The organism is Alishewanella agri BL06 (assembly GCF_000272005.1).
Lineage (GTDB): Bacteria > Pseudomonadota > Gammaproteobacteria > Enterobacterales > Alteromonadaceae > Alishewanella > Alishewanella agri.
The window spans coordinates 241,233-268,017 of sequence record NZ_AKKU01000011.1 but is presented as its reverse complement, the minus strand read 5'-3'; the positions used below and the strand labels follow the sequence as shown (position 1 = coordinate 268,017).

Below are 26,785 nucleotides of genomic sequence, written 5' to 3'. Positions count from 1 at the left end.
GGATCTCCTGATTAGCTTATATTAATCATGCTACTTGCAGGCCTAAACGGGCTTTATGGCGCAAAGCACTAGGAACTTATTCGGCTTTGGTTTAGCGTATCGTTATCAATAAACCCACCCGGTGGCAACATACCGGTGAGATAACTGTGATGCCTATAACTTTTAAACATCTAACCGCTAAACATTCGGCATTATTGTCGCCTTTAACGGTCCTGCTAAGCTGCCTGTTACTTAGTGCGTGTGTTAATCATACGGCGCAGCGTCCTGAGACTCAGCCTGAGCCTCAGTCGTTGTCGCAAGTGAGTTACAATAGTATCTTGGCGTTGCCTGTGGCGGGGAACGGCAAAACGCTCGCCTATGGTGAAAATCCACTGCAATTTGGTCAGTTATATTTGCCTGACATAACGGCAAACTCCCCATCTCAAAAGGTGCCGTTGCTTATTTTTATTCATGGCGGTTGTTGGCTTAATGCCTTTGATATCCAGCATACGCAGGCATTTAGTGAAGCGGTTGCCGCAGCCGGTGTTGCCGTGTGGTCGATAGAATATCGTCGGGTGGGTGATGAGGGCGGCGGTTGGCCTGGCAGCTATCATGATGTGTTAGCCGCCGTTGCGCATGCCCAAACGGCATTACACCCTTATCCCATCGATGTTAATCAAGTGGTGTTAGCAGGGCACTCAGCGGGTGGGCATTTAGCGTTATTGGCGGCAGGGGCATCTGTTCAGTCGTCTAACACCGGTGCGCACGGCACGGCATTAAAGCCGATAAAAGCTGTGATTGGTCTGGCGGCGATTACGGATTTACCCAGTTATCAAAGTGATGCCACAGGCTGTCAGCGGGCTGCCCGTCAATTTATCGGCGGCAACTACCCGGATCTTGCTGAGCAATATCAAGCGGCCAGCCCCACGCAACAGCCTGCACATCCTGCCACTTTCTTACTGCATGGCGGCGCTGACAGCATAGTGCCATTGTCTCAGGCTACCGACAGCGGCCTGCCGCTTTACCTGTTAGATAACGCCGGACATTTTGATTGGATCCATCCGCAAACCGACGCCTTTCAGTATTTTTTGTTAACGCTGCAAGCATTAATCGCTAAGTGAGCCGCCTGATGTTCCAATTACCCGATTTAACGACAACGACCTTAGCTTTACTGGATGCGACAGATCCTTTGGCGGCTAAACGTGAAGAATTTGTGTTACCCAAAGACACCATTTACTTGGATGGCAACTCGCTAGGTGCGATGCCAAAGGTGGCAGCGTTGCGAGCGAATCAGGTGCTGACTGAGCAATGGTCGCAAGATTTAATTAAAAGTTGGAATAATCATAACTGGATTGATCTGCCCCATACCGTGGGTGAAAAAATCGCGCCTTTGCTGGGTGCTGCGCCGGGTCAGGTAATTTGTTGTGATTCTACCTCGGTAAATTTATTCAAAGTGTTAAGCTGCGCCATGCTGATGCAGCCGGGGCGCAGCAAAATATTATCGCAAGCGGGTAATTTCCCAACCGATCTTTACATGGTGCAGGGCTTAGCCAGTTTATTGGGCGAGCAAAATTGTCAGTTAGTGCTAGTGGATGATAGCGAAGATCCTGATGCGCTTGAGCGCGCGATCACGGCAGAGATTGCGGTATTGCTGCTAACGCAAGTCGATTTTCGCAGTGGCCGCTTACTGGATATGCAACGCTTAACCGCGCTGGCTCATGCGCAAGGCGTGTTAGTGATTTGGGACTTGGCGCACAGTGCAGGGGCCTTGCCTATTGAGCTTGACGCCTGGCAGGTAGATTTTGCGGTGGGCTGTGGCTACAAATACTTGAACGGCGGCCCCGGTGCGCCGGCGTTTTTGTATGCGGCCAGTCGTCACCATACCCATTTAACGCAACCCTTAACCGGTTGGATGGGCCATCAGGCGCCTTTTAGCTTTACAACCACCTATCAAAAAGCGCCCGGCATAGCACAATTTCTGAGTGGCACTCCGGCGATTATTGCGATGAGCGTGTTAGACGCGGCCTTAACGGTATTTGCTGATATTACTATGCAAGATGTGCGGTATAAATCGCTGGCGCTAAGTCACTGCTTTCATCAGTTAGTCGAACAACAGCCTGCTTTAGCATCCCTTAATTTAATTACGCCACTGCAACCCCACGCCAGAGGCAGCCAATTGGCTTATCAGCATCCACAGGCTTATGCACTGTGCCAAGCTTTGATCAAACGGGGTGTTATTGCTGATTTTCGGGCACCCAATATTTTACGATTAGGTTTTACGCCCTTGTATTTACGCTACGCGGATATGGGTAATGCGGTTGCGATTTTGGCCGACATTATGGATTCGCAGGAATATTTAAAGCCAGAGTATGCCGTAAAACAAAAAGTCACCTAAGGTGGTTTAAACGGCAACTCATTGCCAGATAAGCCGCTATTGAGGGGGCTACACCGCTGCTATTTTATCTGCCGCCTCTGGCTGCGGCATTGGCCGGCTAACAAACCAGCGGCCCAGCTGCCACAGCAAATACATGGATAACAGCGGAAATAGCAAAGTTTTCAGGCTGTAGATCACAATCAGTTGGATTAACTTTTCTACCATATTGTCGGAGAAGCTGCGCATTGCACCCAGCATATCACTGGCTTTGGCGGCCATTTGCCGCAGCCAGCTAACTGAGCCATCCTCTGTATTGCTCATGGGCTGATCAATTTGCTGCAAAGCAGCCGTTTCTTGGTTAAGTGCCGCTTCGGCGGCTTCGCGTTGTGGCGTAAGTACCCAATCCGACAGTTCGGCCACACCATAGGCCGTCAGAGGAATACCGATACGGATAATCAGCAACAGCGCCACAAAAAGCCGCAGCAGATAGCGGCAACTGTTGCGCCAGCTGGCAGGCCCGCATAACAGCAATGCTGCCGAGGCCAGGATGCCGCTGCCAAAGAGTGGCAAGGCGGCCAGCTGACCAAAGTGCAGTAAAAAGAGCTGCAACCCAACCGAAGTCATCGCAATCACCATCACATCCGAGTAGCGCACGGCCATATCCTGCAGTGGCTTTAATAGTTGGCCCGGTTTTACGCTGGCAACACCGACGCCAACCTCGGCTTCAGAAACAAAAGCGATACCGCGGTCAATCAGCCGCGCCGTGGCATAGGAGGCACTGCTTAGCAATAAACTTTGTTGCAAAGCCTGCTCGGCTTTTTGATCCAGTGGCGCCAGTGCCGGGTTTACTAACCGCTGTTGCAGCACACCGCTATAGAGACCAGCGGCCAGTGTAAGTAGGCAGAGCAGTAGCACCAATAGCCGCTGCCCGGTACTGAGTTTGCTGAAAAAACGCATGCTGTTCTCCGCTAAATACACTTTGGCTCAGTATTCACGATATCAGGGCTGAGATAAAGCCGTTGGCGCCACAGTAGCTTAAGTTCGTTGAGAGAGATTAACAGCAGACGGCAAATCTGCCGTGATCCTGAGCCTTACCGCGATTTCGACTCGGGTATGGTTAACCTAAAAAAGCGTAATATTTCATTAAAAAAACATGCCTGCTTATTTTGTTTTACAGCTTTTCCCGGTTGTAGTAAGGTCTGGCCGATTAGCGTTAATGGCAGTTAACGCTGTGGATTGGGAACTTTTATAACTAAGGAGCTGTGATGACTATGTTACGGACACTTTCCCGTCTGCCTTCACCAAAATTCGATCAACAGTTGGCCACCGGTGACACTCACCTTGACCAGTATCTGCAGGCTCTGGACGCTGAGTTGGTGGGGGCCAAAACGGTACGTAACCATACTTTGGCTGCAGTTCGGGAACAGCTAATCGCACAAAAAACGAGCTCAATTGCAGATGGCACGGAGGCAACAACTGCCAGTTTGGCCGCAGTACAGCAGCTCGGCCCGGCAGCAGCACGAGGTCAAGCTCAGCGTCAGGAGCGTCGTGCATTTTACGTTAATATGATGCTGAGCACCGGGCTGCCTTATGCGGTATTTATGACGCTTTTTAGCTTTAGCTCGGAGACAACGCAGGAAAGCTCATGGTCCGGATATATAGCGATGTTTATGTTTTATTTTTTGTTTTTCGGCAATGTTATGGCTGCTTATTTAACCTTTGGTCAGGCACCGGCAAAAACAACACAACGTATCGAGTCCCTTGAGCCGGGTGAGACATTAGAGGTTTTCTCGCCGCCCGCCAGTAAAGCTGCCGCCGCAATTTTGATGCTATTGATGCTGTTTGTCGGTAGTGCCGCTTTGCTTGGGATATTTAATATAGGCTTTATGGCGAGTACCCATCTTGCTGTCAATCTGTTTATGGTTTATATCGCCTGTACCGGGATCCTCGGCGCAACCATAGTAAACAACCGGCTGTTGGTACAAGGAGATACCTTGATCAAGCAAAGCTTATTCTCCAGGCAGGTAATTCCGCTTACGCGGTTAGTGGCCGTTGAGCCAGCCCCTGGCTGGCAAGCCTGGTTTCGGATTGGGTTTGGCCAGCGTTATATTTTGCATTTTTGCGATGCCGGCGGCGGCAGTATTAAAACCTCGTTGATATTAAATCATGAAATGCACAATAGTGAGCAGTTACTGACCTTGTTACAGCAGAAAGTTAAATAAGTTAGCTGATTATTTTTGTCGGATAAGGAGATGATGGGGGTTTTAAAAGGCGTGGTGTGTTGGCCGGAATAGATTTTAGTCTTTACATTGCTTAAGACCTGCGTCAGGCATAGGAAAGTATCGACGCTGAACTATATCCCGAAAATTGCCTGTTTATGCACCTTTGTTATCTGGCCGCGCTACGAATCGCAGTATCGTGTGACTCAGCCGCAAAGCCTGTCGAAGTCCGTTGCGGATTGGCCTGTCAACTTGCAGTATAGTGTTTATTGTCATTTGCTAATGCGTTAAGGGAGCCTACAGTGCGTTTAACTGCTGCATTATTATTATTACTGGCGTTGCCACTGGCCGCCGAGCCTTATTATCCGCCGGCGGGGCAGTGGGCAACGGCAGCGCCGGCGTCATTAAATGTGGATGAGCAAAAACTGGCGGACGCGGTGGCTTATGCCATTGCGAGTGAAAATCCGGCGTCGAAAGATCAGGCGATAGTGCAGGCGACAACCTTTGGCGCCAGAGAGCCCTATGATCAGATTATCGGCCCGATGGGGGTGCGCGCAGCAGCGAATGGCCTGATTATTTATCGCGGCAAAGTCATCGCGCAGTGGGGCGAGGTGGACAGCGTTGATATGACGCACAGCATCGCCAAAACCTTTTTAACCACGGTAACCGGCCTGGCCTGGCAGCGTGGGCTGATCCGCGATCTGCAGGATCGGGTTGGCCCTTATATGCCGCATGGTGTGGCTTTGTATCAGGGCGAACACAACAGCCAAATCCGTTGGGATCATCTACTGCGGCAAACCAGTGATTGGCAGGGCACGCTGTGGGGGAAACCGGACTGGGCTGATCGTCCGGAAGGAAAAACGCCGGCCGACTGGCCAAACCGCCCGTTGCGAACGCCAGGCAGTCACTATAAATACAATGATGTGCGGATAAATCTGTTAGCGCTGTCAACGCTTTACGTCTGGCGCAAACCCTTACCCGAAGTCTTAAATGAGCAAATTATGCAGCCCATTGGGGCTTCGTCTACCTGGCGTTGGTATGGCTACGATAACAGCTGGATTGAGCTGGATGGCCAGCGGGTGCAGTCGGTGTCCGGCGGCGGGCACTGGGGCGGCGGGATCTTTATTAACGCCTGGGATCTGGCGCGTTTTGGTTATTTGTTTTTACGCGATGGCCAATGGCAAGGGCAGCAACTGGTGAGCCGGGAATGGATCAGGCTGGCCAGTACGGGCGGCGTTAACCCGGAATATGGTTTTGCCAACTGGTTTTTAAACCCGGGGCGCAAAGCATTGCCCAGTGCACCTGAGACGGCGATAACCTTTCAGGGTGCCGGGCGTAATATTATTTATCTCGATCGTGAGCACGATCTGTTACTGGTTGCGCGCTGGATTGGTAATGGCGATGAGTTGAATCAACTGGTTGCTAAGGTGTTAGCGGCGCTACCGCAATAAAACCGGGTTAAAACAGTGCTGATTTTGCACAGCAAAACCTGAGATAAGTTATTTATCTCAGGTTTTGGCGGCTATCTTCTACACTTACAGGTAGAATACGCCTTTATTTGCGCGTCTGCCGTCTTTGTTCAGCGCCCACCTGTAGGATCTGTTATGAAAAAAACCTTTGCGTTAACTCACCCCAAGCTGCAACCGGCGCGTTTGGTTGACGCTATTAAACACGAAATTCGCAAATATCTGGCGCGCGAACGGCGTAAAGCGGTGCCAGCCGATAAAGACTATTGGACCTTTGATTGCCGCTTTGGCGCCTCAGAGGCGGAAGCGAAACCGATGTTCACCTCTGAAATCAATCAACATATCGATGCAGCGGCTGCGCAGCAGTGGCCGCAGTTTTATATCGAAATTCTGGCTCGCGCCTGCAATCATAAGCCGCGCCCGGATAGCGATCTTGAGTAAGCTTCACTTATAAGCTGCAGCCAGGCTGCAGAGGAATTCTTATGCAATTTTCAGCTTTAAATTTGGCACCAGACTTACTGCGTGGCTTAACGGCATGTGGTTTTAGTGAGCTTACGCCAGTGCAGGCGCAGGCGATAGTGCCGGCGCGGCGCGGCAAAGATTTACAGGTTACTGCGCAAACCATATTGATACAGCGTGACCTTTTCCTGAACCCCTTTTGCAATCAGATTTAACCTTGCAGTAACCGCATCACTAATGCGCTTTGCTTGGGTTTGTTGTTGCTGTTCTACCATTGATGTTGCCACAAAGTAGCCAATAACTAATAGCCCTAACGGTAGCCATAATGACATCAACCAACTGCGTAATGAAAACTTGGGAACTGAGATAAGTGACTTCATTTAATGCTTAGGAAGCTCCGATTGATATAAAAAGGATGGGGCTGATAATTTAGGTGGAAAGCCAAAATCAAATTTGGAAAAAAAACCACAACCGATTTGCCTGTTGGACGCGAACATCAGGAAACTGTCGCACCAGTGCGCCTGTTCTGAACTAAGTCGAGCCAACCAGTGAATTAGATACTTTTAAAATATCACTCTAAGCTCAAAAAACAAAATGCTCAATTTGGATTGTCCTATTTTGCTGAGGTATCCCCAGAAATTCTGCATTTAAAATAAAAAGTTAGGCGATTAGGGAACATTCATGGCCGTTCCCGATCTGATCTTTCGCCAAAAAAATTCAAATTGAAGTAACGCCATGAATGTTAAAACCATGCTCGCTGATTTCCTCCGATTTGTCACCCCCAAAACCATGCATAAAGCACGATTTTCTGTCTTGTTAGACGCGGTTACTGCGCTTACTAAAGACGCGCGCTGTACTGTGACCGCCATTGGGCGGGCTATGCCAGGCTCTTCTGACAAAGTCAGCATTAAGCGCGCAGACAGATTACTCAACAATGCCAATCTGCAACGGGAACTGCCTCTTATCTATGCGGCAATGACTCAGTCTATCGTGAGTAGTAAATCTCAGCCGCTCATTTTAGTTGACTGGAGCAACGCTGATACCGCGAAACGGCACTTTATACTGCGAGCCAGCATGGCCGCAGATGGCAGAGCACTGACGCTATTACAAAAAGTGGCGGCGGCAGAAGATTATACTTGCCCACATTTACACCGCGCGTTTTTAAAACAACTCAAGGCCATGTTACCCAAAGACTGCAAGCCCGTTATCGTCACCGATGCTGGCTTCAAAGTACCTTGGCTTAAACAGGTACGCAAATTAGGCTGGCATTATGTCGCCAGAGTCAGAGGCAACGTGAAACTTAAGCTTACAGAGCAAACAGAATTTATAACCGTGAATGCACTTTATAAAAAAGCTCGCGCTACACCCAAACACTTAGGCACAATCGTGCTGACTCAGACGCAGCAATATGAAACCCGCGCCATTCTGGTAGGTAAAGGCTATAAGCTATTGAAGCGCGATAGAAATAAATCTTACAAAGAACCCTGGTTATTGGTGTCATCGTTACCTGAGTGTCTTGACTATGCGGATAAAATCGCCAAATGCTACAGCAGCCGGATGCAAATTGAAGAAAGCTTCCGAGACCAAAAAAGCCCGCGCTATGGCTTAGGGAGTGACTTGCACGGCACCAAATCCAAGTCACGTTTGAACTTATTAGAGTAGCGCTTCGTTGCAATTTGATGGTCTGATGCAGGCTATGCGGGTTTGCTTCAAAACTGAAACAGGTAGACCACCATCTCAACAAAAGCGCACAACCAGGCCATGCGCTTCCTCCCAGGGGGAAAGGACCACTAAATCGGTTGGGCGAGAGCTTGAAGAGAGCTGCGCATAATTTGTGTGTGCTCCTCTTTGTTGCCACCCTCAATTTCAATTTGTGCTAAGCGACCAGAGTTTTCGACCACCATTTTACAGCGCTCATAGCGTCTTTTCTGAAAGCTGGCTAAGGCGAGTTCTGCGGTGTGCTTTGTAGCTAACTCTTCAGCAAGCACCAATGCATCCTCGATGCCAATACAGGCACCTGAAGCTAAATGAGGTGTTGTTGCATGAACTGCATCGCCGATTAGCACGATCCGATTTTTGTACCAAGGCGCCGGCATTAGCACACGTTCCAGTGGTCTATACTGGATTAACGAAGTTTCATTTAACATCGAAGCCATTTGTTGCACCAGCGGGGCAGGGAATGCTTTTAAGAGTTCTTTTAGCCCAGACAAAAAAGTCGACGGTTCGATAAAATCGTTATTTACGCGATTTTCTGTCAGGAAAAGATACATAGAATCAGCTGACATTGGATTAACGCCAACCTTTAGATGCTGACTTACCCACATCATGGTGTTGTTTACTTCTGGCAGCCGAGGCAAAACTGCCCGCCACACACCTTGTCCAATGTACTCGGGCGGCTGAGCGTTCGGAAATACAGCTTTGCGCACCTGCGATAGTAGGCCGTCTGAACCGACAACTAGATCATAGTTTGCGCTGGTACCATCAGAAAAGGTGACAACAACGCCATTCTCTGAGTTTTCAAGTTTAGAGAATGTGATACCGAGTTTAACATTAGTACCAGCCTGCCGGGTCTTCTCTGCAAGAATTTTCGCCAAAGCCGGTCGCATAATAGCGCCTGAGCCCGGTAATTCATCTCCGCCAATCGGAGGTGTAGGGATGTGAGCCAAATGCACACCGTGTGGTGCATGAATGTCCACGCCGCTATGTGCGCTGCCGGTTTTGTGAGCAGCTTGCTAATGGTCAGTTGATCAGACTGTTAGCTGATGTCACTGCGCTCCCTGAACCTATTTCAATCCTGTATCCGCAAAGCCGCCATCTTTCTCCGGCTATTCGTGCTTTTATTGACTGGTGTACAGAGATCATCAGAAATGAAGCCTATGGTTGGTGAGTCTGGCACAGAAGTGCTGGTATGCGGTAATACCTGATATTTACACATGCTATATTCTTGGGTAGAATCTGCAGCTTCTCTTTGGGGAGTAGCCGGCTTTCGAACGTTGTGTTGAAAGCGCCTGTATCAACATACTCGGTATTACCGTGGTGCAGGCAACCGAATTGGTAGGCGAGACCAACGGGCAACCCGCGCCGTCAAGGCCGGACGCATGGGCTGTTCGTTGTATGTCTTATCGGCCGGAGTAACTTCCATGAATCCTGTTTCAATTCTTTTACTTGGCCTTGCCATGTCTACCGATGCTTTTGCCGCTGCTTTGGGTAAAGGTGCGGGAATGCTTAAACCACGACTTTCAGAAGCTCTGCGTATCGGTTTGATCTTTGGTGTAGTTGAAGCCATAACTCCTGTTATCGGATGGCTGCTCGGCTCTGCAGCTTCCAGCATTATTGAAAATATCGACCACTGGATTGCCTTTGGATTGTTGTCTGCTCTTGGTGTTCATATGATTTATAAGGCCCTTAAGGCTGATGACACCGCTGAAGCAGAAAGCATGGAGAAAAAGGGATTACTACCTATTCTGCTGACAGGACTTGCAACCAGTATTGATGCTATGGCGGTAGGTGTCGGCCTTGCTTTTATCGAGGTAAACATTTTCATCATTGCAGGGGTAATCGGATTTTGTACCTTTGTGATGGTTACGATAGGCATTATGGCCGGAAGAGTTCTTGGATCGTTAATAGGAAAGCGTGCCGAAATTGCCGGAGGCATCATTCTTGTCTTAGTCGGCACGACTATCCTTTATGAACATTTGAACGCAGTATCGTAGCCAGTCATGCTGTTACAGCCAGCGGCGCACACTGGCTGTATAGCGGGTGTATTCACTACCAAACTGAGTTGTTAATATTTCTTCTTCAGGTTTAATCTGAAACATTGTCAGATACCAGATGAATACCGGAATACAGGCAAAGGCAGATAACTTACCCAGGAAAAATGCCCAGGCCAGCAACAGTAACAGAAAACCTAAGTACATAGGGTTACGGGTATAGTGATAAATCCCTGTGACAACCAATGAACTGGCTTTTGCCGGATCTGTCGGATCGACAGTAGTTCTGGCCAGCCGGAAAGCCAGAACACCTGCCAAGCAGATTATGATACCAAGCAGTGCCAGTATGGTTGTGAGCAAAAAAGATAGCGCTATGCCAGGAAGATACATTCCGGCAGGAACGGCCCACATCATACCGGCAATCAGCAAGGTTAGGGCAACTGGCGGCACTTTCAGAGCCAGTTGCTGAGAGCAGGAATGCCATCGTTTTTTATATTGAGTCATGTTATTCCGCTATGTTTTTGGCTGGAGTATAAGCCAGCAGACGCAGGGCGTTAAATACCACAATCAGTGTTGAACCTTCATGTACAGCCACCGCAGCACCGATGCCCAGCCCCATTATGGTTGCTGGCACCAGTAATGCTACGATACCAAGGCTGACAAATACATTCTGCAGAATAATGCGGCGGGTACGACGGCTTAAATCTACCGCAAAAGGCAGATGGCGCAGGTCGTCTGCCATCAGGGCAACATCTGCGGTTTCCAGTGCAACATCAGAGCCGGCTGCGCCCATGGCAATGCCGACACTGGCATTCGCCATAGCCGGTGCATCATTAACACCATCACCCACCATCGCAACCTGGGTTGTTTCGCGTAATTTACGGATAGCAGTGACTTTATCCTGTGGCATTAAATCGCCCCAGGCTTCATCCAGGCCAACTTCTTTTGCCACAGCTTCTGCAACCTGCTGGTTATCACCGGAGATCATAATCATTCTTGAGATACCCAGCTGCCGTAAGGTCGCTAACGCAGCTTTAGCGGCAGGGCGGGGGGTATCCATCAGGCCAATAGCGCCTAAATCGCGCTCTCCGTGGCGTATTGCCATAACAGTACGGCCACTGTTGCGCAAATCATTGATGGCTTCTGTTGTCTGCGGGTTTAGTGGCGCGATAGCTTGACCGGTTTCTTCATTACCAAACATCTTGGCTTTGCCAATCCAGACCGTTTTTCCATCCAGTTGTGCACTTACTCCCAAACCGGCATAGCTTTGCAGGTTTTCTGCCTGGGCTGGTTCTTTACCGGCCAGCCGTTTGCGGCCATCACGGGTGATTGCTGCGGCCAGCGGGTGGTCACTCAGTGCTTCTACTGCAACGGCTACACGCAGCAGTTCTTCTTCTGATACACCTTGTGCCACAACAATATCGGTAATATGCGGGCGGCCTTCAGTCAGCGTGCCGGTTTTATCAAACGCCATGGCGGTTAGTGCGCCCAGCTCTTCCAATGGTGCGCCGCCTTTAATTAATACGCCGCCACGGGCAGCTCTGGCAATACCGGATAATACGGCACTGGGGGTGGCAATGGCCAGTGCACAGGGGCTGGCGGCAACCAGTACCGCCATGGCACGGTAAAAACTATCGCGGAAAGGCTCGTCAATAACGACCCAGGCAAACAGCAATATCACGACCAGTCCCAGTACGGCGGGCACAAAAATACGCTCGAATTTATCGGTAAAGCGTTGAGTAGGGGACTTGCGTATCTCTGCTTCGCTCACCATCTTGACCGCACGGGCCAGAGCGGAATCGCTGGAGCGGCTGGTCACTTCTATCTCAATGGCTCCGCCACCATTTATGGTTCCGGCGAACACTTTGCTGGCAGCTTCTATAGAATCCGGGCGCTTGCGGGCAAACTCCGGATCATCAACCGGGTGTTTATCAACCGGAATACTTTCCCCGGTAACCGGCGCCTGGTTAATGCTGCTGGTGCCTTTAATCAGAAAACCGTCTGCAGGCAGGCGTTCGTTGGGGCGAACGACCACAATATCGCCCACTTCCAATGTTTCTACCGGAATTTCCAGCAGTTGCTCATTACGGCGAACCATCGCTGTTTTAGGGGCCAGCTCCGCCAGTGCTTCGATAGCCCGTTTAGCTCTGCCCATGGCGTAGTGTTCCAGCGCATGTCCCAGACTAAACAAGAACAATAACAAGGCACCTTCAGCCCAGGCACCCAAAGCAGCCGCACCAGCCGCCGCAACCAGCATCAAGGTGTCAATTTCAAAACGTTTATGGCGAAGGTTTTCAATGGCTTCACGCAGGGTAAAAAAGCCACCGAAAAAATAGGCGCTAAGGTAACAGATAAAAGGTAGCCAGGCAGGCGTACTTGCTGACACTTTACCGATAATAAAACCAGCCGCCAGCATAAAACCACTGGCAAGTGCGAACAAAAGCTCTGTATTGGCGCCTAAAAAACCGGCATGTGAATGGGGTTCTGTCTCAGAATGAGAGTGATCTTTATGTTTATCGCTCATATCGGCTCCTTATATCTCACCTTTATACTATACCCCAGTATAGTAGTTGCTGTTTTGAGCAGGATCAATTGCTGAGCAGATTTTATTTATACGCTGATAGATCATTCTGGCACTGGCTAAACAATTCAAGTTGTGTTTCTCGCATCGTGGTTTGTACGTTAAATATTGCCAGCAGGGTATGAAAAAGGTTGTCGTGGCTGGCTTTCTGTTCTGTCTGCTGCTGTATACATGAGGTGTTTACCTTTTGACCTGTGATGTAGTTTTCGGACATCCACCATAGCAGTGGTATATGTGTCTGAGCTGTGGGAGCCATCCAGTACGGTAGCCCATGCAGGTAAATGCCATTTTCGCCCAGAGATTCCCCATGATCTGAAACATATAGCATGGCGGTTTGATAGTCCTTGGCCGCTGACAACTGCTTGATAACGGTAGCCAGCAACTGGTCGGTTGCAATAATGCTGTTATCATACGCATTGATCACATCTTGCTGTGAACACAACGGTAGTTGCTTGTTTTGACATTCCGGCACAAAAGCTTTGTCGGTTATTGCACTGCGCCGGTAATACTCCGGGCCATGACTGCCCAGTTGATGAAGCACGATCAGGCGGTCTTTTGTGGCGGTATTAGCCTTGCTAAGGTAAACCGGTAGCCGCTCGGTGAGTACACTGTCCAGACACTGGCCTTTGTCACAGCTGGAGTGATTTTGTTGCTCAAATAAAAACTCTGACGGTACACGGTTGCACACGCCTTTGCAGCCTGAGTTATTATCAAGCCAAGACACTTCAACACCGGCGTGTTGCAGTATATCCAGAACATTACTGCTGTTTTTGGCAGTGCTTTCTATATAGTCGGTACGCGACAGAGCCGAAAACATACAAGGTAAAGAGTGAGCCGTAGCCGTACCGCATGATGACGCTTGTTTAAAGCTATATACAGGCAGTGCACTGAGCAGCGGGGTGGTATTTCTGACATAACCATTTAGCCCAAAGTGATCGGCCCTGGCTGTTTCTCCGACCACCAAAACAATCAGCTTGGGTTTTGTCGAGGACGTTGCCGCAGGTAGCTGTTTGGCATCGAGACCAAGCTGATTAAAACTGACCGGAAATGCCGTTTTACGGATGTTATTGGCCAACGATACTGTGGCTGACAGGGTGCTGACGGGCAGTGCCAGATAACGTACTTCGCGGAAGTTGCGAAAAAAAGGCGCTAACTGTGAGTAATTGATTGTAACAATACTGAGCAGCGTTAGTATAATCAGCAGTATTGCCGCCAGCCAGTGCAGTAAAAAGCGTTTGCTGCGCACCATTTTGGTTCGGATAACGGTAACCGCCAGCAATGGAAACAGCATCAGCTTGGTCAATTGCCACAACATCCCGCCAGACAACAACCCTTGTGCTTCAGCCGGATCGGTTTCCAGTGCATTTTGCAGCATACTTTTATCAATGACGACACCGTAACTGGTATTAAAATACAGTGCGGTTGAGCCCAGCAGAAAGAGCAATAAAAATACCGGCTTTTGTACAGGCCGGAAGCTGAACAAGGTGAGTAACAGAAAATTCAGTAAAAATAATAATGATACAAGGCTGAGTTGTAATGAATACTGGCCTGCTGCCCTGGCTTGTATGGCATCGAAAAAGGGCGTGTTCAGTAGTAGGGTCATTGCCAAAGCGCCGACAAAAGCAAACCAGAGCGGATGCCATAGTGGCGAGCTATGGTTAAATGCTATGGTTTGCCGGGGCAGGGGTACTGTTTGCAAATGTGCGGTGGGCGTTAGGTCTGACATAAGCTTTCCATAATCTACTGATATGCAACGCAGCTTATGGGGCGGTGCTTAAGAAATGCTTAAATTCCTGTGGATCCTTAACAAACTATTGCTGCTACCTATAGCAGAAAGCCCTTTAAGGGCTTTCACAAGGGATATCATCGTTGTATTTACGTTCACGATACAGGTAAGAAGGAAGTTGTACCTGTGCTAAAGCCTGCTGTTGTTGCAAGGGGCTTACCGCTTCTTCAGAGAGCGTTAATTGCTGGTGTTCACGATTATAGTTGGCACTAACCGCCTTACCATCGGGTTTCAGAATAGTAAGTTTATCCTCTGTCATCAGGGCAAACAGATTGTCAAACTGTATCAGAGCCCGCCCAGAACTGGTACTGTCCAGCAACAGATCACGTCCCGTCATCGGGTGACAGGACGATATCCCAGCCATGCTAAGCAGAGTGGGAGCCAGATCAATCTGACTACTTAAGGTTGTGAGTATTTCAGGCTGAGTGTCTGCGCCCAGAATTAGTCCTGGAATGCGAAACTTTTCCACCGGGATCAGGTTACTGCCATATACCCTGTTATCATGATCTGCTACTACCAGAAACAGCGTATCCTGCCAATAAGGGCTTTTCATTGCTTGCTCAAAAAAGCGGCCCATTGACCAGTCTGCATATTTCACTGCATTGTAAGCCGTATTTTTAGGCTCTTGGTATAGTGAAATCCGGCCGTCCGGGAATTCGAAAGGTTCATGATTGCTAGAGGAAAATATCAGGCTGAAAAACGGTTGCTGCTGTTGATGCAGGGCCAATAACTGCTGATGTGCAGTTCTGAACAAGTCTTCATCGCTGGCTCCCCAACTACCTACCAGCACCGGATTACTGATTTTAGGTAAATCCACAATCTCCTGAAAACCATTGCCGGTAAAAAAGCTACGCATATTATCAAAGTGTGCTTCGCCACCATAAATAAACTGAGTGTGGTAGCCCTGTTTTTTTAAGATGGATGCCAGAGTGGTAAAACCTTGCTGACTGTTTGACAGCTTTACCGTGCTTTGGGCCGGTGTCGGCATAAAGCCGGCAACAACCGCTTCAATACCGCGTACTGAGCGAGTACCGGTAGCATACAGATTGTCAAACCAGATGCCTTGCTGTTTCAGCTGTTCCAGCTCTGGAGTGACCGGTGCGCCGCCAAGTGATTCAACAAAGGTGGCGCCCTGGCTTTCCATCAACACTATTACTATGTTCAGCGGTTTATTACGCTGTTTTACGGCTTGTTGCCAGTGTAAGGTTGGGTATTCTGCATTATTAAAATCATATTGCTGCAGCCAGGGCCAGTTAAGGCTTAAATTCAGCATTTGTGTCTCTGGCAGTTTACCGTATATTTCGCTGGAACGGGCTTCATGTTTGAGGTTATACAAGGCAAATAAAACCGAATAGCCCGAGTTGATGACGAGAGAATTCACCATAGCATCAGAGGTAATTGCAAACAGCGCCGGGTTAGCAGGGCGGTGTGCTGTAGTGGAACGGATGCCGGCAAATACCATAAAAACCACCAGGGGCCACAGTAGTAAATGCTGGCGCAGTGGCCATACTTGCAATGTGTGCTTCGGTAGCCTTAGCGCCCGGTGCAGCAGTAGAGCGGCTGCGACAGTTAACACGGTTCCTGCCACCAGTGGCAATCGGAAGCCATGCCATAAGGTAGAGAAAACTTCTTTCGGGTATTTCAGATACTCAATGTACAAGCGGTTTGGCCGTATATCGTATTGCTGAATAAAGGCAGGGGTGGATAGTTCGATAAATGCAATAAGGATTAAACCCGTCAGGCACCACCAATAGCTAAAACGAAACCAGCTGTGCTGTAATCCGGGACGCGCCCAGCACAGCGATAACAGAACGGGTATTGCAGACCAGATACAAAGTAGAATCAGGTCGGCCCGAATCCCCTGCAGGAATATCATGCCCAATTGGTCTGTAGGTGCTACCCTGTCATATAGCCATAGCACCAGACCAAGCCGGGCCGCACTTAATAGTACCAACCCGATAAGAATCATACGTAGTAAGTAGGTGTAGGGACCGCATGTTATTTGTCGTAATACCGGGAATTTTACTGCAGAAACTTTAGTCATAGAGGCTCGCCGTACTGCCAGATAGAGTGGCTGCAAGGCTAACGAACAATGCTTAAGACTTTCTTAAGACTGTGCTTTTATACTGTTATCTCCAATCATAGGGGGGTATATGAAATCAGAGGCTAAAGGGGTTAAACGGATCATGCTGGCCGGAGTCAATTCGTGGCAAGGGCTGGCCAGTAGCTGGAGATCAGAAGCGGCAATACGGCAGGAAATTATCTTATTACTGGTATTGCTACCTGTAGCCTTGTGGGTTGATGTATCTGCGGCCGAGCGTGCGCTATTGTTATTGAGTGCATTACTGATTCTGATCGTGGAGCTATTAAATACCGGCATTGAAGTGGTGGTGGATCGCATTGGCAGTGAATATCACGAGCTAAGCGGTAAAGCGAAAGATATTGGGTCGGCAGCTGTATTAATAACGCTCGTTGCCAGTGCCGCCGTCTGGTTATGTATTTTACTCTAAGCTAGCTGGAAAAAGCCTTTATGAGATTGTTACTGGTTGAAGATGATAGCCTGCTTGCGCAGGGGTTAATTACTGCATTATCACGTATGCATTACCGGACAGAACACTGTATTACCGGTTCGCAAGCCATAGTGGCAGCAACCAGTAGCGGGTTTGATGTGATTATTCTGGATCTGGGGTTGCCAGACGGGTTGGCATTACATGTAATTAAAACCTTACGGGCTAAAAAGGTTACAACACCTATTCTGGTGCTGACGGCATGGGATCATCTTGAAACCAAGGTTGAGGCATTAAATGCCGGCGCTGATGATTATGTGCTGAAACCCTGCGATAGCAGAGAAATTGAAGCCCGTTTAAGAGTATTACTGCGGCGTTATCAGCAACGACAGCAGGACATCCTGACTTGTCAGGAAGTAGAAATGAATATGCAGCAGCATCTTTGCCGCTATCAGGGGCGGGATATAGTACTGACTTCACGTGAGTTTTTGATCCTGAAAGAGTTTATGTTACATCCGGATAAAATTCTGAGTAGACAGTATCTGGATGAACTCAGTTCGGGCTGGACAGGCGAAACAGAAAGTAACTCCATAGAGGTGCATATTCATAATATCCGTAAAAAAACTACAGCATCGCTGATAAAAACGGTCAGAGGAGTCGGTTATATGCTGGTGAGTCATCGTGAAAATTAACAGTATTCGCCGGATGCTGTTGCTCAGTGTTAATGCGGTTATCCTGTTAATGTTACTGATTACCAGCCTGAACACATGGTTTAATGTTCATCATGAAATTGACGAGTTATTTGATGCTCAGTTGGCACAGTATGCACGGTTAGTTCGTCATTTACTGGTAGAGCCCAATACTCCCCTGACTGCAGATAGTGATCACGCCATTGAAATGCCATTTTTGCTGGACGATGGCATAGAGCGTACTTCTGCAGAAGAACGGTATTCCGAGGGGCATAAGTACGAAAGCAAAATTGCAGTTCAGGTCTGGCATGAAAATGGTCAACTGTTAATCCGTTCCGGTAATGTCGGCAAAACGCCATTGTTGCCCAAACAGTCAGGTTTTCACGAGATCCGGCATAATCAATACCTGTGGATTGGCTTTAGCTTATATGTGCCTGATGAAAAAGCCTGGATCTTTACTGCGCAACGGGAAGATGTTCGGGACGAGTTAAGCTGGCATTTAACACTGAATCAGTTGTTACCGCTGGGGATAGCGATATTGCCAATAATATTACTGGTTTGGCTTGCTGTGGAATGGGGCACGAAGCCGGTGCGGGAATTATCGAAAAAGCTGGCAGAAACCAACCCTACTGAATTACAACCTATTGAGATGCCGTTGCCGCGAGAGTTAAAGCCATTCAAGGACGCTGTGAATAAACTAATGGCTGAGTTAAAAGCTTATCTTAAAAAAGAAAAAATGTTTATTGCGGATGTATCTCATGAATTAAGAACCCCGCTTAGTGTTTTACAAGTGCATACCGATAATCTGGAAAAAGCGACCGATAGCCAAGAGCAACGTACAGCGATACAAGCCATTGGAAAAAGTACACGCCGTCTGGCACACCTGGTTAAGCAGTTAATGGAAACAGAAAAACTGGAGCATAATATTGTACTGCAATATCAGGAAATTCAGCTTCTTAGGCTAACAGAAGATGCTTTGGCGTCGGTTGATTTGCCGCTAATTGATCGCGTAATTTGGGTGGTCGATATACCAAAGCAGCTACAGGTTCGTGTCGATCCTGCATTATTTCATGCTGCATTGCGTAATTTACTGGACAATGCGGCTAAGTATGCACCTGCTCAAAGTGAGGTCAGTATCAAGGCGCGTATAGAACAGCACGCTGTAGTGATAAGTGTGAGTAATGCAATTAATGGTGATATTACGCTTGAGCTAGCCCGATTGGGAGAGCGCTTTTTCCGGAGTTATGGTCATCAGGATGTTGCAGGAGCTGGCCTTGGATTATCGATTACCCGCAAAATTGTTAACTTACACGGCGGAAAGTTAGTTTTTTCACAAGACATAACCGGGCGTTTTGTAACAGAGCTCTTTTTGCCACAAACAACATAAAATAAGAGACAGCTTTTATAGCTACAGACTTGAGAAAGATTAAAACTGACTATACTATAGGGGAGTATAGTTACGGAGTACGGTATGACTCATTCAATTACCAATAAACCCAAGTTACTGACGCGGGTACGGCGGATTAAAGGTCAGGTTGAAGGGCTGGAAAAACAGCTGCTGGCCGAAGGTGATTGTAGTAAAGTACTACAGCAAATTGCTGCGGTGCGAGGTGCTATAAATGGCCTGATGACTGAGATACTGGAACACCATATTCGTGATCATCTGGCAGGCGATAACCTGGAGCCTTTACAGCGCGACGCGGATGTAGAACAGGTTATTAGCGTATTGCGCTCGTACCTTAAAAGCTAACTTCGTTAAATTAGTAAGGCGGTCATTATTTTGATAAGCAACTACGCACTGACTAAAACACCACTAAGCAGAATGTTGATGGCATTACTGCTGGTGGTGCAATTGTTATGCGTAGTTTCCAGCGCTTTCGCTGTTGAACATTCTGCTGATGATATTCATCATCAAATATCATGGTCTGACACCAGTACGGTTGTAGCCGCAGAACAATCATCATTAACTGATGCCTCACTTCATGCAGGTTGCGACCATTGTAGTCATTGCCATGCCGCACATATTGGCTTGTTTAAACCAGCTCCGGCTTTGCCGGTAATTGGTAATGAATTGCTGGTGTCTTACTTAAATTATCTACCCTCTTCCCCTAAACGAAGCATTTACCGCCCACCCATCAGCTGATTCTGTTTTTTTGGTTTTTACATTACCTATAACAGGATTTTGCTATGTTCTTAAAAATGAATTGCAAACGCTTTGCAGCGTTAGGTTTATTGGCTGCTGGCAGTGTGCTGCTGAGCCTGACAGTAAATGCCGCTGAACCTGCAACAGCAGAGTTAACGCTGCAACAGGCAGCAAAGCGGGTGTTACAACAACATCCACAGCTACACGTATTTGATTGGCGCTTAAAAGCAGCGGCGGGTCAGCAGCAATTGGCAGAGCTAACGCCAGGCTATGAACTCGGCGTGCAGGCCGATAATGCCTTTGGCACTGGTGATATGTCGGGTGTTAAAAGCCTCGAAGTTACGGTGTCGTTGTCTTCCGTTATTGAGCTTGGCGATAAGCGCCAGGCCCGGATGGCGGTGTCCAGTGCAAGTCAGGGATTATTGCTGGCGCAGCGCCAGGCCGCGAGCCTGGATTTACTGGGCGAGCTGACCCAGCGTTTTGTAACTGTGCTGACATTGCAGCAAAAAACGGCGCTGGCGGCACAAACCGTCAGTATGACTGAGCAGGCTTTAACGCTGGTGACGCAGCGGGTGCAGCGTGGTGCAGCACCGGAGGCCGAGCAACTAAGGGCGAAAGTGGCTTTTAAGCAAGCACAGTTGCAGCATGGCTTACTGCAAACCGAGCTGGATAGCAGCAAGTTGGCGCTGGTCAGTTTATGGGGGGCGGAACAAGCCGATTTTAATCAGGTTAGTGGTGATTTATTTCAGCTGGCGCAAAGCCCCTCCTTTCAAACACTTTATCAACAAGTGCTGGCAACCCCCACCGTAGAGGTCTTTGCAGCCCGGCAACGCTTGCGTGATGCTGAGCTGACACTGGCGCAAAGTCAGTCGGCGGGTGATGTACGCTGGCAGATTGGAGCCATGCGTTCACAGGAAAGCCGGGATTTTGGTTTGGTTGCCGGCGTGTCAGTGCCTTTGTTTAGTAAACAGCGTAATCAGGGTGCGATAACTGCGGCGCAGGCAGAGTCTCAGGCGGAACAGTTTGAAAAAGAAACTGCCTTGCTGGATTTACGCGCCCGCTTGTATCAGGCCTGGCAAACTCACCGTTACAGCAGTATGGCTGTGAAAGATATGCAGCGCGATATTCTGCCGGTGTTGGAGCAGGCACTACAACAAACTGAAGACGCATACCGCCGTGGCCGTTATGGCTATGCAGAGTGGATTTCTGCTCGTCAGGCACTACAGGACGCTCAGCTTGAGTTGGTTAATGCTGCCAGTACCGCACTGAGCAATCAGGTACTGATTGAACAGCTTGCCGGTGTTGCGCTTGCGGCATCACCTCTGGCGATAAAGACACCCACTCAGCTTATCACTACTGAATCAGGATCTTCCAAATGAAATATTCCGCGTTATTCCTTGCATTACTGATCGCTCAGGGTATGGCTGTTGCACCTGCTCAGGCCGGGCCGGGCCATAGCCATGATGAAAAACCGAAAACGGCACAAACAAACAGCGCTCATGCCCATGATGATAGCGGGCACGATCATGGCAGCGACCATGATGATGATCACGATGAAGCCGCAACGATTGATGCCGACATGGCAAAAAGGGTAGGGATTGAAGTGGCGACGGCAGGTGCTGGCACCATTGAACGCCATATTCCGTTATACGGTGAGCTTGTCATCCCACCTAACCGTCAGGCACAGGTGCGAGCCCGTTTTCCCGGCATGATTACCCAGATCAGGCCTACCGTGGGCGACACAGTGAAAAAAGACGAGGTGCTGGCGCTGGTGGAATCCAATGACAGCCTGCGCACTTATCCGGTTACCGCGCCGATAGCGGGGGTGTTATTACAGCAATATGCCAGTCAGGGCGAATACACAGCCGGTGAAACGTTATTTTCACTGGCAGACAGCAGCATATTGTGGGCTGAGCTGAAAGTATTCCCAGCGGCAATGGATGAGATAAAAACCGGTTTGCCGGTGCATATTGAAGCTCGCGGTGGCAGGGTTGATAGTCAGATAAGCCATATTTTGCCTGCCTCCGGCCAGCCTTATGTATTGGCGCGGGTTGCACTGGATAACAGCAACGGCCGTTTTTCTGCCGGCGAGCGGGTCAGTGCGCTGGTGGATGCTGAAATCATAGATGTTTCTCTGGTTATAGATAACAAGGCCTTACAGGATCTGGAGGGTAAGCAGGTGGTGTTTGTGCGCGAAGGCAACCGCTATGAACCGCGGCCACTGCAGCTAGGCCGCACCGATGGGCGTTATACGGAAGTGCTGTCTGGTCTGCATGCTGCTGAAGAGTATGTGGTGGTAAATAGTTATCTGATTAAGGCTGAGATCGAAAAAGCCGGCGCAGCTCACGAACACTAAAATTTGCCTGGCTGCGCTTTGGTTCTGCGGCGTTAAAAACCGGCTCAGCATGCTCATTTACCGCATGTAAACTGCGCTGCTTCGCCCGTTCTTGCCTTGCGTAACCTTTGCTCGCTCAGGCAGATGAAAAGGAGATAAACATGATTGAAGCTATCGTTCGTTTCTCGATTGAGCGGCGGTATCTGATGCTGGGCCTGATCTTGTTACTGATTGGCGCCGGGCTGTGGAGTTACCAGCGATTACCTATCGATGCAGTACCTGATATTACCAACGTACAGGTACAAATTAACACTGAAGCGCCTGGCTATTCACCTTTGGAAGCCGAGCAACGGATTACCTTTGTGGTGGAAACGGCGCTTTATGGCTTGCCAAAACTAAAATATACCCGTTCGTTGTCACGTTACGGGCTGTCACAGGTTACGGTGGTGTTTGAAGAAGGCACCGACATTTATTTTGCCCGTAACCTGCTTAATGAGCGGCTTGGCAGTATCAAGAATGCACTGCCTGCCGGACTGGAACCACAAATGGGACCCATTGCTACTGGCCTGGGTGAAATATTTGTTTATACCGTCGATGTTAAACCCGGCGCTACTGATGCAAATGGCAAACCGCTTGATGCCATGTATTTGCGTGAAGTACAGGACTGGATTATCAAACCGCAACTGGCGCAAGTGCCCGGTGTGGTTGAGGTTAATACCATCGGTGGTTATGACAAACAGTACCACGTGATGCCTGATCCGGCAAAAATGCTGGCCATGGGTGTGACATTGCCGCAACTGTCAGAGGCGCTGCTTAGCAATAATGCTAACCGTGGGGCAGGTTATATTGAGCGTAATGGCCAGCAATTACTGGTGCGTTCGCCCAGCCAGCTCAGTACTATCAGCAGTATTGAAAATGTGGTGGTAGCGCTAAATGGCTCAGTACCTATCCGGATAAAAGATGTGGCAGAAGTAGGGCTTGGTAAAGAGTTACGTACCGGTGCCGCCACCCGTGACGGCCACGAAACCGTAATGGGTACGGTGATGATGCTGCTGGGTGAAAACTCGCGGACCGTTGCCCGCGATGCTGCTCAAAAGCTGGAAGAGATAAAAGCTTCCCTGCCAGAAAATGTGATTGTTGAAGCGGTATATGACCGTACCACGCTGGTAGATAAAACCATTGCGACTGTGCAAAAAAATCTGCTGGAAGGGGCATTACTGGTCATTGTGGTGCTGTTTGTGCTGCTGGGGAATATCCGCGCGGCACTGATTACCGCCGCCGTAATCCCGCTGGCAATGTTGGCCACCATTACCGGTATGGTACAGCAAGGCGTATCAGCTAACTTGATGAGCCTGGGAGCGCTGGATTTTGGCCTGATTGTCGATGGTGCGGTGATTATTGTCGAAAACTGTATCCGGCGCTTAGGAATGGCACAACACCAAAATGGTGGCTTGCTGGCACTGCGCGAACGCTTAAACGTGGTGTTTGCTGCAACGACCGAAGTGATTAAACCCAGTTTGTTTGGGGTAGCGATTATCACGGTAGTGTATATCCCGATTTTTGCCCTGACCGGCGTTGAAGGCAAAATGTTTCACCCAATGGCCGCTACAGTAGTAATGGCATTACTGGCCGCTATGGTGCTGTCACTGACTGTGGTTCCTGCCGCCGTTGCCGTGTTTATGAGCGGTAAAATCAACGAACAGGAAAGCCGGGTTATTGTGGCTGCAAAATCACTGTATCGTCCGGTGTTGCATGCCGTAATCAAGCTGCGTTTGCTGGTTGCTGGTTTGGCAACGCTGCTGGTCGCGGTTTGTTTATGGCTTGCCACCACGCTGGGATCGGAATTTATCCCACAATTGGATGAAGGCGATATTGCCTTGCATGCGATGCGGGTAACCGGTACCGGGCTGGAGCAGTCAGTTGCAATGCAGGAAGTACTGGAGCAGCGGATTAAGCAATTTCCTGAAGTTGATAAGGTTTTTGCCAAAATTGGTACGCCGGAAGTAGCAACTGATCCGATGCCGCCGAACGTTGCAGACAACTTTGTTATTTTAAAACCGCGCAGCGAATGGCCGGATCCGCGTAAAACCAAAGCGGCGCTGGTAGCTGAAATGGAACAGGCACTGGAACAACTGCCTGGTAATAACTACGAGTTTACCCAGCCGATTCAGATGCGTTTTAACGAGCTGATTTCTGGTGTGCGTTCGGATGTGGGCATTAAAGTGTTTGGTGATGACCTGGATGTGCTGTTAAGCGTAGCAAACAGCATTGAGCAGGTTGCCAACAGTATTAGCGGCGCGGCAGATGTGAAAACAGAACAGGTATCCGGTTTACCGGTACTGTCGGTAATGCCAAAGCTAACGGCTTTATCCCGTTACGGACTAACAGTCAGCCAGTTTCAGGATATCATCGCCATGTCGATTGGTGGCGAAGAGGCGGGGCTAATCTATGAAGGTGATCGCCGGTTTCAGCTAATAGTTCGTTTACCGGAGCAAATCCGCAGTGATATTGATAGCCTGTCATGGCTGCCTATTCCAACGCCGGATGGAGGCTATGTACCGCTAAATGAAATTGCTACGCTGGATATTCAACCGGCACCGGCACAAATCAGCCGCGAAAATGGTAAGCGCCGTATTGTGGTATCGGCTAATGTGCGCGAGCGCGATCTGGGTAGCTTTGTTGCCGAACTGAAACAGCGGATTAGTGCCGACGTCACTCTGCCAGCCGGTTACTGGCTGGATTATGGCGGTACTTTTGAGCAATTGGAGTCGGCCAGTAAACGGCTGGCAATCGTAGTGCCGGTGACCTTATTGCTGATTATCGCCTTGTTGGTGATGGCGTTTAATTCGCTCAAAGATGCACTGATTATCTTTACCGGTGTGCCACTGGCACTGACGGGGGGCGTACTGGCACTGTGGCTGCGCGATATGCCGCTGTCTATTTCAGCCGGTGTCGGCTTTATTGCCTTGTCTGGTGTCGCGGTGCTGAACGGTCTGGTAATGGTATCGTTTATGCGCCAGCTATGGCAGGAAAAAGGCGATTTACTGTATGCCGTGGTTGAAGGCGCGTTGATCCGGTTACGTCCGGTATTGATGACAGCGCTGGTGGCCAGCCTGGGGTTTGTGCCAATGGCGTTGAATACCGGCACCGGGGCAGAAGTACAGCGCCCGCTGGCAACAGTAGTGATTGGCGGTATTATCTCGGCTACTTTGCTGACATTAGTAGTACTGCCGGCGTTATACCACTGGCTGCATCAGAATGACCAAAGGTTAGCTGATTAGATCGTTGTCATCCTCAATTCAATAATGTGGCAAGCGTTACCGCGGGATGACCCTATCGGTTATCCCGCGCATGCTACAACCGTATAAGGTAAAGTGTTCTGCCCTGAATTTCGTGAACTGGTGCGTAATTACCAATTACTAGTGAGTTGGCTACGCAGCAGCTAGCTTTTCTGCCGCCTCTGGCTGCGACAGCGGCCGGCTAACAAACCAGCGGCCCAGCTGCCACAGCAAATACATGGATAACAGCGGAAATAGCAAAGTTTTCAGGCTGTATACCACGATAAGCTGGATCAGCTTTTCTACCATATTGTCGGAGAAGCTGCGCATCGCGCCCAGCATATCAGTGGCTTTGGCGGCCATTTGCCGCAGCCAGCTAACTGAGCCATCCTCTGTATTGCTCATGGGCTGATCAATTTGCTGCAAAGCAGCCGTTTCGCGGTTAAGTGCCGCTTCGGCGGCTTCGCGTTGTGGCGTAAGCACCCAATCTGACAGTTCGGTCACACCATAAGCCGCCAGTGGATTACCGATACGGATAATCAGCAATAGCGCTACAAAAAGCCGCAGCAGATAGCGACAACTGTTGCGCCAGCTGGCTGGTCCGCATAACAGCAATGCCGCCGAGGCCAATATACCGCTACCAAAAAGTGGCAAGGCGGCCAGTTGACCAAAGTGCAGTAAAAAGAGCTGCAACCCAACCGAAGTCATCGCAATCACCATCACATCCGAGTAGCGTACGGCCATATCCTGTAGCGGCTTTAACAGCTGGCCCGGTTTTACGCTGGCAACACCGACGCCCACCTCGGCTTCGGAAACAAAAGCGATACCGCGGTCAATCAGCCGGGCAGTAGCAAAGGAGGCACTACTTAGCACTAAACTTTGTTGTAAAGCCTGTTCGGCTTTGTGATCCAGTGGCGCCAGGGCCGGGTTTATTAACCGCTGTTGCAGCACACCGCTATAGATCCCGGCAGCCAAGGTAAACAGGCAGAGTAGTAGCGCCAATAGCCGCTGCCCGGTACTGAGTTTGCTGAAAAAACGCATGCTGTTCTCCGCTTTCGGTCAGGATGTTCAGTATTAATGATATTCCGGCCAAGATAAAGTTCGCTCAGGCATATCGCTGCTCGTCAAAAAGGAGCGGTGAGCCAAAACCTGCAGCTCCTGACATCTTGATACTTACAGATTGCAGAGTGGACTTGCCGTATAGTACTTTCACTATTTGCTAAGGTGTTAGCGGCGTTACCTGATTAAGACGTCAGAAA

The 26,785-nt window shown here is 49.3% G+C and carries 22 protein-coding genes, 2 pseudogenes and 1 riboswitch; of the genes and pseudogenes, 16 read left to right on the top strand and 8 right to left on the bottom strand.

Going from position 1 to position 26,785, the window contains the following annotated elements:
* The first annotated feature begins 149 nt into the window (after positions 1-149).
* Complete coding sequence (locus tag AGRI_RS05765) at positions 150-1,100, top strand: alpha/beta hydrolase (protein WP_008984055.1); 951 nt, start codon at positions 150-152, stop codon at positions 1,098-1,100.
* A gap of 8 nt (positions 1,101-1,108) precedes the next feature.
* The gene (gene kynU, locus AGRI_RS05760; protein ID WP_040291575.1) at positions 1,109-2,374 is read left to right on the top strand and encodes a kynureninase; all 1,266 of its coding nucleotides are present in this window, start codon (positions 1,109-1,111) and stop codon (positions 2,372-2,374) included.
* A 48-nt stretch (positions 2,375-2,422) separates the two neighbouring features.
* On the opposite strand, the gene AGRI_RS05755 is transcribed toward kynU, so the two are convergent.
* Complete coding sequence (locus tag AGRI_RS05755; protein ID WP_008984053.1) at positions 2,423-3,310, bottom strand: hypothetical protein; 888 nt, start codon at positions 3,308-3,310, stop codon at positions 2,423-2,425.
* Positions 3,311-3,618: 308 nt separating this feature from the next.
* Here AGRI_RS05755 and AGRI_RS05745 point away from each other — a divergent pair, with 308 nt between their 5' ends.
* The 3 genes from AGRI_RS05745 (at position 3,619) to AGRI_RS05735 (ending at position 6,479) form a co-directional block, all read left to right on the top strand.
* Positions 3,619-4,575, top strand: coding sequence for a hypothetical protein (locus AGRI_RS05745; protein WP_008984051.1), 957 nt, complete (start codon positions 3,619-3,621; stop codon positions 4,573-4,575).
* Between the two features lie 299 nt (positions 4,576-4,874).
* Positions 4,875-6,023, top strand: a complete 1,149-nt coding sequence (locus AGRI_RS05740) for a serine hydrolase domain-containing protein (protein ID WP_008984050.1) — start codon at positions 4,875-4,877, stop codon at positions 6,021-6,023.
* A gap of 153 nt (positions 6,024-6,176) precedes the next feature.
* Positions 6,177-6,479, top strand: coding sequence for a DUF6172 family protein (locus AGRI_RS05735; RefSeq protein ID WP_008607708.1), 303 nt, complete (start codon positions 6,177-6,179; stop codon positions 6,477-6,479).
* 161 nt (positions 6,480-6,640) lie between these two features.
* Here the strand turns inward: AGRI_RS05735 and AGRI_RS16335 are convergent, their stop codons facing one another.
* Complete coding sequence (locus AGRI_RS16335) at positions 6,641-6,829, bottom strand: hypothetical protein (RefSeq protein ID WP_202800789.1); 189 nt, start codon at positions 6,827-6,829, stop codon at positions 6,641-6,643.
* A 403-nt stretch (positions 6,830-7,232) separates the two neighbouring features.
* Here AGRI_RS16335 and AGRI_RS05725 point away from each other — a divergent pair.
* Positions 7,233-8,153 (top strand): annotated as a pseudogene (locus AGRI_RS05725) (IS4 family transposase); the annotation flags it as partial.
* Between the two features lie 134 nt (positions 8,154-8,287).
* On the opposite strand, the pseudogene AGRI_RS05720 reads toward AGRI_RS05725, so the two are convergent.
* Positions 8,288-9,208, bottom strand: a pseudogene (locus AGRI_RS05720) (FAD-dependent oxidoreductase); the annotation flags it as partial.
* On the opposite strand from AGRI_RS05720, the gene AGRI_RS16775 reads away from it, so the two are divergent.
* Both AGRI_RS16775 and AGRI_RS05715 read left to right on the top strand, forming a co-directional pair.
* Complete coding sequence (locus tag AGRI_RS16775) at positions 9,175-9,384, top strand: LysR substrate-binding domain-containing protein (protein WP_083847130.1); 210 nt, start codon at positions 9,175-9,177, stop codon at positions 9,382-9,384. The pseudogene AGRI_RS05720 and the gene AGRI_RS16775 overlap by 34 nt on opposite strands.
* Positions 9,385-9,455: 71 nt before the next feature.
* Positions 9,456-9,630, top strand: a riboswitch (yybP-ykoY riboswitch).
* Positions 9,631-9,637: 7 nt separating this feature from the next.
* On the top strand, positions 9,638-10,210 hold the full coding sequence (locus tag AGRI_RS05715) for a manganese efflux pump MntP (protein ID WP_008984046.1): 573 nt from the start codon (positions 9,638-9,640) through the stop codon (positions 10,208-10,210).
* Between the two features lie 12 nt (positions 10,211-10,222).
* On the opposite strand, the gene AGRI_RS05710 is transcribed toward AGRI_RS05715, so the two are convergent.
* The 4 genes from AGRI_RS05710 to AGRI_RS05695 form a co-directional block, all read right to left on the bottom strand.
* Positions 10,223-10,711 carry a methyltransferase family protein gene (locus AGRI_RS05710; protein ID WP_008984045.1) on the bottom strand — a complete coding sequence of 163 codons (489 nt, stop codon included), beginning with the start codon at positions 10,709-10,711 and terminating at the stop codon, positions 10,223-10,225.
* A gap of 1 nt (position 10,712) precedes the next feature.
* A complete protein-coding gene (locus tag AGRI_RS05705; protein ID WP_008984044.1) occupies positions 10,713-12,731 on the bottom strand; it encodes a heavy metal translocating P-type ATPase in 2,019 nt (672 codons plus the stop codon).
* Between the two features lie 82 nt (positions 12,732-12,813).
* Entirely contained in the window at positions 12,814-14,514 is a 1,701-nt protein-coding gene (locus AGRI_RS05700) for a phosphoethanolamine transferase (RefSeq protein WP_008984043.1), read from the bottom strand.
* Between the two features lie 115 nt (positions 14,515-14,629).
* Positions 14,630-16,618, bottom strand: a complete 1,989-nt coding sequence (locus AGRI_RS05695; protein ID WP_050979281.1) for an LTA synthase family protein — start codon at positions 16,616-16,618, stop codon at positions 14,630-14,632.
* A 109-nt stretch (positions 16,619-16,727) separates the two neighbouring features.
* Here AGRI_RS05695 and AGRI_RS05690 point away from each other — a divergent pair, with 109 nt between their 5' ends.
* From AGRI_RS05690 to AGRI_RS05655, 8 genes are all read left to right on the top strand, one after another.
* A complete protein-coding gene (locus tag AGRI_RS05690; RefSeq protein ID WP_008223741.1) occupies positions 16,728-17,084 on the top strand; it encodes a diacylglycerol kinase in 357 nt (118 codons plus the stop codon).
* A 20-nt stretch (positions 17,085-17,104) separates the two neighbouring features.
* A complete protein-coding gene (locus AGRI_RS05685; RefSeq protein ID WP_008984041.1) occupies positions 17,105-17,773 on the top strand; it encodes a response regulator in 669 nt (222 codons plus the stop codon).
* The gene (locus AGRI_RS05680; protein ID WP_008984040.1) at positions 17,763-19,157 is read left to right on the top strand and encodes an ATP-binding protein; all 1,395 of its coding nucleotides are present in this window, start codon (positions 17,763-17,765) and stop codon (positions 19,155-19,157) included. Before AGRI_RS05685 ends, AGRI_RS05680 begins: the two co-directional genes overlap by 11 nt.
* An 84-nt stretch (positions 19,158-19,241) precedes the next feature.
* Complete coding sequence (locus tag AGRI_RS05675; protein ID WP_008984039.1) at positions 19,242-19,520, top strand: metal/formaldehyde-sensitive transcriptional repressor; 279 nt, start codon at positions 19,242-19,244, stop codon at positions 19,518-19,520.
* Between the two features lie 78 nt (positions 19,521-19,598).
* On the top strand, positions 19,599-19,913 hold the full coding sequence (locus tag AGRI_RS05670) for a hypothetical protein (RefSeq protein ID WP_008984038.1): 315 nt from the start codon (positions 19,599-19,601) through the stop codon (positions 19,911-19,913).
* A 44-nt stretch (positions 19,914-19,957) separates the two neighbouring features.
* On the top strand, positions 19,958-21,292 hold the full coding sequence (locus AGRI_RS05665; protein WP_008984037.1) for a TolC family protein: 1,335 nt from the start codon (positions 19,958-19,960) through the stop codon (positions 21,290-21,292).
* Entirely contained in the window at positions 21,289-22,269 is a 981-nt protein-coding gene (locus AGRI_RS05660) for an efflux RND transporter periplasmic adaptor subunit (RefSeq protein ID WP_008984036.1), read from the top strand. The genes AGRI_RS05665 and AGRI_RS05660 overlap by 4 nt, the downstream gene beginning before the upstream one ends.
* Before the next feature lie 140 nt (positions 22,270-22,409).
* Positions 22,410-25,529, top strand: coding sequence for an efflux RND transporter permease subunit (locus tag AGRI_RS05655; RefSeq protein WP_008607707.1), 3,120 nt, complete (start codon positions 22,410-22,412; stop codon positions 25,527-25,529).
* Between the two features lie 150 nt (positions 25,530-25,679).
* Here the strand turns inward: AGRI_RS05655 and AGRI_RS05650 are convergent, their stop codons facing one another.
* Positions 25,680-26,567, bottom strand: coding sequence for a hypothetical protein (locus tag AGRI_RS05650; protein ID WP_008984035.1), 888 nt, complete (start codon positions 26,565-26,567; stop codon positions 25,680-25,682).
* Positions 26,568-26,785 lie beyond the last annotated feature (218 nt).